The 5953-nt window shown below is 72.5% G+C and carries 3 protein-coding genes; all 3 read left to right on the top strand.

The window, feature by feature from the left end:
- The first annotated feature begins 589 nt into the window (after nucleotides 1-589).
- Nucleotides 590-1900: a cytochrome P450 gene (locus AN218_RS03815; protein WP_070015192.1), complete on the top strand. Its 1311-nt coding sequence runs from the start codon at nucleotides 590-592 to the stop codon at nucleotides 1898-1900.
- Nucleotides 1901-2034: 134 nt separating this feature from the next.
- Nucleotides 2035-3225 (top strand): cytochrome P450 family protein, encoded by a 1191-nt coding sequence (locus tag AN218_RS03810; RefSeq protein WP_244900245.1) that lies wholly within the window; start codon nucleotides 2035-2037, stop codon nucleotides 3223-3225.
- A gap of 463 nt (nucleotides 3226-3688) precedes the next feature.
- Nucleotides 3689-5944 carry a maltotransferase domain-containing protein gene (locus tag AN218_RS03805; protein WP_070015191.1) on the top strand — a complete coding sequence of 752 codons (2256 nt, stop codon included), beginning with the start codon at nucleotides 3689-3691 and terminating at the stop codon, nucleotides 5942-5944.
- Nucleotides 5945-5953 lie beyond the last annotated feature (9 nt).

Here is a 5953-nt window from a genome sequence, read left to right as displayed (position 1 = left end):
GGTAGGTGACGGAGGCAAGGGCGCGCGCCGCACCGCGGCCCCGCCCGCCGCCCGTCGGCCGCGCCGGGAGCCCGTACGACGGTGCCGGGAGCCTCTTCCGAGGGGGCGCGCGTCCCTCGCCGTACCGGCCGCGACGTGCCCAACACCGCGTCCGGCAGGCCGACTCGGGGACGTCCCGCGGTTCACCCCCGTCATATCCGTCACATCCTCGGGGCAATTCCGCCTGTCACAGGCCCGAGCCGGAATGGACGTCTCCACCCCCTCGACCGCACTCCGCTCTGCTCCTAAGCTTCGTTGCCTCAAGCACTGGGGGCACGACTTCTGCACGTCCCACCTGCGTCTCTCCACAACGGGCGCGGGACGTCACGTGCGGAGACCACGGAGGTGAGCGGAGAGCAACGGTGCGGGCCGCACGAGTCGCGGCCCAGGGCACGCTCGCTCCCCGGGGTGAAGTGTGGAGGCGCAATCCGCGGTGGGTTCCTGACCAGTTCCCGTCACCGTGTGCGCCGCCGGAGAGGTGTTCCGTCCAGTCACCGCATCCGGTCCCCTCGCAATCGGTCGCGATCCACCACACGGAAGGTTTTGCATCGTGACGGCGTATCAACACGCCCACAAGGGGGAGTTCGACTTCGGGACGCAGGCCCCGCCGCCCCAGTGTCCCGCGCACGCCGGCGACCGCGCCGTACCCCTCAGCGGCCCCCGCTTCCACACGGACCCCGCGGGCCACTACCGCGAGATGCGTGGGGAACACGGCCCCGTCGTACCGGTGATGCTGCCCGGCGACGTCCCCGCCTGGCTGGTGATCGGGTATCAGGAGATGTACCAGGTCACCACCGACTCCCGGCTCTTCCCCCGCGACTCCGGGCTCTGGAACCAGTGGGAGCACCTGCCGGAGGACTGGCCCCTGCGGCCCATGATCGGCCAGCGCCAGCCGTCCATCTACTACACCGTCGGCGAGGAGCACCAGCGCCATCTGCGGATGGTGCAGACGGCGATGGAGTCCATCAGCCCCCTCGAACTGCGCAAGCACTGCGAGGAGTTGTCCGACCTCCTGCTCGACGACTTCTGCGCGCGCGGCGAGGCGGACATCATCTCCGAGTACGCCAAGCCGCTGCCGATCCTGGTGCTCGCCCGGCTGCTGGGCTTCCCCGACCACGAGGGCCCGGGTCTGATCCGGGCGATGACGGCTCTCGCGGACGGCGGCGAGGACGCGCTGGAGCAGTTCCAGTACTTCGGCGCCAAGCTCCACGAACTCGTCGCCGAGAAGCGCGCCGCGTCCGGCGCCGATCTGACGTCCTGGATGCTCGCGTACCCCGAGCACTTCACGGACGAGGAGTACGCGCTGGACCTGATGGCCATCACGGCCGCGGGACACCTGCCCACCGCCGACTGGATCGGCAACTCCGTACGGCTGATGCTCACCGACGACCGCTTCGCCGCCTCGCTGACCGGCAACCGCCGCAGCATCCCCGAGGCGATGAACGAGGTGCTGTGGGAGGACACCCCCACACAGATCCTCGCGGGCCGCTGGGCGGCCTGGGACACCTGGCTCGGCGGGCAGCGCATACGCGCCGGCGACATGCTGCTGCTCGGCCTCGCGGGCGCCAACGCCGACCCGAAGGTGCACGTCACCTCGGCGGGCGCGGACACCGGGCTGCGGGGCGGCAACAGCGCCCATTTCGCCTTCAGCCACGGCGAGTTCCAGTGCCCGTTCCAGGCGCAGGAGATCGCGGAGACCATCGCCCGCATCGGCATCGAGGTGCTGCTCGACCGGCTTCCCGAGATCGACCTCGCCGTACCGGCGGGCGCTCTCGCACGCCGCCCCTCGGCGTTCCTGCGCGGGATGACCGCCCTGCCGGTCCGCTTCTCCCCCACTCCCCCCATCGAAGGCAGGTCATGAGCCCCTACGCCGAACCCGCTTCTCCCGGCTCCTCGTCCACCCCTTCTTCGTCCACCCCTTCCGCGGCCTCCGGCACGGCCGGCGACGGCACCGCTCCCGCGGGCCACGAAGGCTGCCCCATCGTCATCGACCCGATGGTGGCCCGCCTCGACGAGGAGACCCGCCTGCTGCGCGACGCCGGCGCCCTCACGCGTATCGAACTGCTCGGCGTACCGGCCTGGTCGATCACCCGGCACGCGGACGCCCGGCGGCTGCTGACGGACCGCCGTCTGGTCAAGGACATCGGGCAGTGGAACCTGTGGCGCAGCGGCGAGGTCACCCACGAGTGGCCGCTGATCGGCATGATCGACTCCGGCCGCTCGATGTTCACCGTGGACGGCGCCGAGCACCGCCGGCTGCGGACGAAGACCGCGCAGGCCGTCACGCCCCGCCGCCTGGAGAATCTGCGTCCCGTCATCGAGAGCATCACGCACCGGCTGCTGGACGATCTGGAGGCGCAGGGCGCCGAGGGCCCCGTGGACCTCAAGTCCGTCTTCGCGCTGCCGCTGCCGATGTCCGTGATCAGCGCGCTCATGGGCGTCGACCCGGCGCTCCATCCGCGGCTGCACACGCTCTACAAGGCGTTCTTCTCGATGCTCACGCCGCAGGACGAGCGGCTCGCGGTCATCGACGAACTGGACGGCATCTTCACGGACATGGTCCGGGCCCGCACCGCCGAGCCGCGCGACGATCTGACCAGTGCGCTGATCCTCGCGGACGAGGGCGGCGAGCCGCTGAGCGAGGAGGAGGTCGTCGGCAACCTCAAGGCGATGGTCGCCGCGGGGCACGAGACGACGATCGGTCTGATCCTCAACTCCGTACGGGCGCTGCTCACCCACACCGACCAACTGGAGACGGTGCTCAAGGGCGAGGCCGGCTGGGACGCGGTGATCGAGGAGACCCTGCGCTGGGACACCCCGACCACGCATCTGCTGATGCGCTTCGCGACGGAAGACATCGAGGTCGGCGGCGGGGTCATCCGCGAGGGCGAGGGCGTGGTGATCTCGTACCGCGCGATCGGCTGGGACACCGAGCAACACGGCCCGGACGCCGACCGGTTCGACATCACACGGCCCACCCGCAACCGCCATATGACCTTCGGCCACGGCCCGCACATCTGCCCGGGCGCGGCGCTCTCGCGGCTGGAGGCGGGCATCGCCCTGCCCGCGCTCTTCGACCGCTTCCCCGGCATCTCCTTCGCCGTGCCCGTCGAGGAGATCGTCAACCAGCCGGTGCTGACGCAGAACGACCTCCGGTCCTTTCCCGTACGGCTGCACGGCGGCTGACGGTTCCGGGGGCGGGTCCTCGCATTCGTCACGGCGGGGCGGCCGGACGCGGAGACGTACGGCGACGAGGCCGGGACGGGCCCAACACGGCCCGGAGACGGAAGTCTTCCCCGGGGTGGGGCGCGGGAGCCCCGCCGGGCGGGCAGGCGCCCCGTGGGGGGCGGCGCCGGTCCGTCCGGCGGCTGTGTTGCAGCCAAATGCCCGCGAGCGGCGCTCAACGCCCGCCGTGACGCGCTGAGTTGACCTCGTGCGGACCCACGGGGCACCCCCTGGCGCGGGCTTGCCGTCCGTACCGCGCGGTCGTGCGCCACGGGCGCGCGGGAACGCAAGAGGGCGCGGGGGCCGGGCGGGTGAACCCGCGGCCCCGCCCCGCACACGGCACCGGTGCACCAGGCGGAGCAGATAGAACAGGCGGAAAGCGCACAATCCGCCCGCCTGTTCCACTCCGCACCAAGGTGAAGCCATGATCGGTCGCATCCCCGTCCTCGACGTCCGCCCGCTCGTCGACTGCGGACGCCACCCCGCCAAGGCCGTACCGGGCGAGACGTTCCAGGTCTCGGCCACCATCGTCCGCGAAGGCCACGACGCCCTCGGCGCCGACATCGTGCTCCGGGACGCCACCGGCCGCCGCGGCCCGTGGACCGTCATGCGCGAGACCGCGCCCGGAACCGACCGCTGGGCCGCCGACATCACCCCCGACTGCGAGGGGAGATGGACGTACGCGATCGAAGCGTGGAGCGATCCCGTCACCACCTGGCGACGCCGGGCGAAGGTGAAGGTCCCCGCCGGCATCGACACCGAGGCGATGCTCGAAGAGGGCGCGGTGCTGCACGAGCGCGCCGCCGCCGGCGTACCGAGAAGCGAGGGCAGGGACGGCGTCCTCGCCGTCGCCGACGCGCTGCGCAGCCACAGCCGCGGTGTCGCCGCCCGCCTCGCGGCGGCGCTCACCCCGCAGGTGACGGCCGTGCTGGAGCGGTATCCGCTGCGCGAACTGGTCACCACGACACGTCCGCTGCCGCTCCAAGTCGAGCGCGAGCGCGCCGGGTTCGGGTCCTGGTACGAGTTCTTCCCGCGCTCCGAGGGCGCCGTGCTGCCCGAACGGGAGGACGAGCCCCCGGTCTCAGGCACGTTCCGTACCGCCGCCGAGCGGCTGGAGGGCGTCGCCGCCATGGGCTTCGACGTGGTCTGCCTGCCGCCGGTGCACCCCGTCGGCGACACCTTCCGCAGGGGCCCAGGGGGCGCGCCGTCCGCGGGCCCGGACGACGTCGGCTCGCCCTGGGCGGTCGGTTCGGCCGCGGGCGGGCACGAGGCCGTACATCCGGATCTGGGAACGGCCGCCGACTTCACGTACTTCGTCGAGCGCGCCCGCTCCCTGGGCATGGAAGTCGCCCTGGACTTCGCGCTCCAGTGCTCCCCGGACCACCCCTGGATCAAGGAGCACCCGGAGTGGTTCGCGCAGCGCCCGGACGGCGTGATCGCCCCCGCCGAGGGCCCGTCGGGCGTGCGCCAGGACATCGTGCCGCTCGACTTCGACACGGACGGTACGGCCTACACCGCGCTCGTACGCGAGACGTTGCGCCTGCTGCGGCTGTGGATGTCGCGCGGGGTGCGGATCTTCCGTATCGACGAGCCGGACGCCAAACCGGTGGGCTTCTGGGAGAAGATCATCGGCGACGTCAACCGCTCGGACCCCGATGTCGTCTTCCTCGCCGGGGCGTTCACACGCGCGGCGATGACGCACACCCTCGCGAAGGCCGGATTCCAGCAGTCCTGCACGCAGTTCATCCGGTACGCCGGCAAGCGGGAGCTGACGGAGCATCTGACGGAGCTGTCCGGTCCGGCCGCCTCCTGGCTGCGTCCCCACTTCGCCCTCAACACCCCCGGCATCCTGCCCGCGAGCCTCCAGGGGGGCGGCCCGGCGGTGTTCGCGACCCGGGCGGTGCTGGCGGCGACGCTCTCCCCGTCGTGGGGGATGTACGCGGGCTACGAACTGTGCGAGGGACAGGCGGCACGGCCCGGCAGCGAGGAGTACTCGGACGCGGAGACATACCGGCTGCGCCCGCGCGACTGGGACGCGGCCGAGGAGTCGGGGCACACCCTCGCGCCGCTGATCGGGCAGCTCAACATGCTGCGCCGCACCCGCCCCGCGCTGCGCGAGCTGCGGTCGCTGACCTTCCACGAGTGCGACAACGAACAGGTCGTCGCCTACTCCAAGTACCGCACGGTGCACGGCGGTCCGGACGGTACGGACAGTACGGACGACAGGGAGGGCACGGACGGCGAGACCGGGCCGCGCACCGACGCCGTCCTCGTCGTGGTCAGCCTCGACGCGGACCGTGCGCAGGAGGCGACGGTGACGCTGGAGGCGGAGGACCTGCGCCGCCTCGGGCTCAGCGAGGCACAGGCCGAGGGGGCGGAGTCCTTCCTCGTACGCGACGAGCTGACCGGGCGGACGTACGAGTGGGGCCGTACCAACCGGGTGCGGCTGGCCGCCGAGGCGGGTTACCCGGCCGCCGCGCTCGTCCTCACGCCGGGGCACGGCCCCGCCGCACCGGAGGAGAGCGGTCCGGAGGACGGCCGCGAGGAGGGCCGCGAGGAGGGCCGCGAGGACCACGACGTGCGGGACGCCGACGCGGGCGACGCAGCCGGTGCCGCCGAGGGCGAGGCCGCCGACGTCGCCGAGGCCGGGGACGCCGAGCCGGAGGACGCCCGTCCATGACCGTCAGCC

It is taken from the genome of Streptomyces nanshensis, from assembly GCF_001751255.1.
Lineage (GTDB): Bacteria > Actinomycetota > Actinomycetes > Streptomycetales > Streptomycetaceae > Streptomyces > Streptomyces nanshensis_A.
This window is presented reverse-complemented; position numbering and strand designations above follow the sequence as displayed.

Coding starts and splice junctions, on each gene's coding strand:
- AN218_RS03810 (WP_244900245.1), top strand. CDS start 2,035: ATGGTGGCCCGCCTCGACGAGGAGACCCGCCTGCTGCGCGACGCCGGC.
- AN218_RS03805 (WP_070015191.1), top strand. CDS start 3,689: ATGATCGGTCGCATCCCCGTCCTCGACGTCCGCCCGCTCGTCGACTGC.